Genomic DNA, 2596 nt, shown 5'->3' with positions numbered 1-2596 from the left:
AATACCTTTGTTAAAAACTATAAGTATTTCAACTTCTTATTCGCACTGGCATACGAATAAGAAGTTGAAATACTATAGAAGCCAAGTAACCATACACCTTCATGTTTATCGTGATCGGCTCGTGTATGGGTAGACCTTCAAGGGATATGTGTGTTGGATTCAAAAAAAAGCAGACCAAATGAGATCGGCACTCTGCAAAAAATGCCCACTGAAGGGCTTCGATAAGCGGATAAGCAATAAGCGCGACCAGGATCACGCCACATACTACCTTGCTGAACTTCTGTATCTTTTCCATAAGGTCCTCCTAAGAGTTGTGAGACACATATAACAATATTAATTATTGTTTATCAAGAATAAATTAATGAATAACAAATATTATTTATTCTTTTACAGGATAAACATCGAGTCACCGTAGGAAAATAGGCGATATCTTTGGGCAATGGCCTCTTTATAAGCCTTCATTATAAGCCTTCTCCCGGCAAAGGCCGAGACCATCATTAAAAGTGTCGATTCGGGCTGGTGGAAGTTGGTGAATATCGCGTCGATCACACGGAATTTGTAGCCGGGGGTGATAAAAAGATTGGTAACACTCCTTCCCTTTGTAAGCGGAGGTTGGGTGGGGTAGACATCTACGTCCCCTCTCTCCTCCTTACAAAGTAGGGGACAAGCTGATTCAAGGGCACGAACGCCGGTCGTGCCTATGGCAATAACGCGACCGCCCTCTTTCTTTGCATTTTCGATCACCATCACCGTCTCTTCCGGCACGAAGTACTCTTCTCCGTGCATCTTGTGTTCTTCGATATTCTCAACTCTTACCGGCGAAAATGTATCGAGCCCCACATGAAGCGTTATCTTGGCAAGTTTTACGCCCAAACTCTCGATCTTTTTTAATAGATCATCTGTAAAATGGAGCCCCGCGGTCGGGGCGGCTGCGGAGCCCGACTCCATGGCATATATCGTCTGATATCGTTCTTTGTCTACCGCCCCCACCCCATCCTTAAGGAGGGGAGAATTATCCCTCATCTTCCTTATATACGGCGGCACGGGAGGCAGGCCGACCCTTTCTATCAGCTCCGGATCGTTGAACTCGATGATCAGCTCCTCGCCTTCACGGGCAACGAAAGTTCCAACAAGTTCGTCTCCGAAGAGTATCTTAAGGCCCGGCCTTGCGGTCTTTGTCTGATTGGTAATGCACCTCCATCTCTTTGGTCTATTGTCTATGGTCTGTGGTCTTAATAAAAGTATCTCGAAATAACCGCCGCTCTCCTTTTTACCGATAAGTCTTGCCGGAAATACGCGCGTGTCGTTAACGACCAACACATCTCCGCGTTTTAAAAACGACGGGAGCTCGTGAACAAAAGAATGCTCGAACGTGCCGCATGACCTGTTCACGACCATCATGCGGGACGCGTCCCGGTCTTTCATCGGCTCGGTAGCGATAAGCCCTTCGGGAAATTCATAACTGAAATCGGAAAGTTTCATCTGGCCTTATAACGCTTTGACCTTTTGGGAATTTCGAGCGTGGTCCCGGAATAATAGAACTCAAGTATCTCTTTATAATCCTTTCCGGCCTCGGCCATTCCCTTAGCGCCCCACTGGCACATGCCGACGCCATGCCCAAAACCTCTGCCGGTAAACACGACCTGCCCGAAATCCAACTTTACATCAAAATATGTGCTCTTTAGGTTGTTAAATCCCAATATCTTTCTTAGGTCCTGCGCCTGAATGAAAATGGTATGTTCGCCGGCGCCTATCGTTAGCGATGCCACGCGAACGTTACCGTCCAACCTTTCGGGGGTGATGGATATTATGACATCAACCGGAAAACCGGCCGCTGTCAGTTTGGATGCAAGCTCGCCCTTTGATATCTTATATATCCATCTTGAATGGGGAGACCTGCCACAATAGCCGTCCTTTACCGTGCCAAAGAGATTGTTCTCTCCCCAAACGTGCGAAGCCGATTCGGTAAAGCCTCCGCATGTGGAACTGAAGAATGATTTTATCGGTCGCCCCTTGTGCGTAAGGATCTCGCCGCGAGTTGAATTGACCGTCTCGTCCACCCTTTTGTCATCTACAAAACCAACATAGACCTGGTCCATTATTCCTGATTCAAGGTCATAAACGGAGCCGGAAGCCTTTTTGGCATCGATCTGATATGTGGCATAGGTCCTGGCAACTACCGCCTGCGCCTTTAACGCCTCTATCGGCCAGTCCTTTGGCATCTCGCCCGCAACGAGGCCCACAAGATAATCCTCCAAATGAAGCACGTTCACGGCGGTAAGGGTGCCGTTACCGTTGTCGAAAAAGTCCATCCTTCCCGGATATTTTTTACCCCTGAAAGAGGCAAGTCCGTTCCCGGCAACAGCGGCGGGGTTCTTTTTGATCTCCTGGCGGGTGACATTGTTCGCTATCGCCACCCTTATCTCTTTTACAGGTTCGGCTAGTGCGCTGGGAAGCAAAAAAACTACGGTGATAACGGTAAAAAACAGGCATCTCATTCGTTCATGTAATTTATAGTATTTTAATCTTTGGTTAGTAATACCTTTGTTAAAAAGGCTCTTCTCCAAAGTGAGTGGGTGATTTGAGGGCATTTATA

At 47.3% G+C, this 2596-nt stretch carries 3 protein-coding genes; all 3 read right to left on the bottom strand.

What is annotated here, in order from left to right; genetic code table 11:
* Positions 1 to 28 precede the first annotated feature (28 nt).
* The gene (locus COV46_02425; protein ID PIR17866.1) at positions 29 to 295 is read right to left on the bottom strand and encodes a hypothetical protein; all 267 of its coding nucleotides are present in this window, start codon (positions 293 to 295) and stop codon (positions 29 to 31) included.
* Between the two features lie 92 nt (positions 296 to 387).
* Entirely contained in the window at positions 388 to 1482 is a 1095-nt protein-coding gene (locus COV46_02420; GenBank protein ID PIR17865.1) for a tRNA preQ1(34) S-adenosylmethionine ribosyltransferase-isomerase QueA, read from the bottom strand.
* Positions 1479 to 2591 (bottom strand): cell division protein, encoded by a 1113-nt coding sequence (locus tag COV46_02415; protein PIR17864.1) that lies wholly within the window; start codon positions 2589 to 2591, stop codon positions 1479 to 1481. Before COV46_02415 ends, COV46_02420 begins: the two co-directional genes overlap by 4 nt.
* Positions 2592 to 2596 lie beyond the last annotated feature (5 nt).

The organism is Deltaproteobacteria bacterium CG11_big_fil_rev_8_21_14_0_20_49_13 (genome assembly GCA_002796305.1).
Classification (GTDB): Bacteria; UBA10199; UBA10199.
This window is presented reverse-complemented; position numbering and strand designations above follow the sequence as displayed.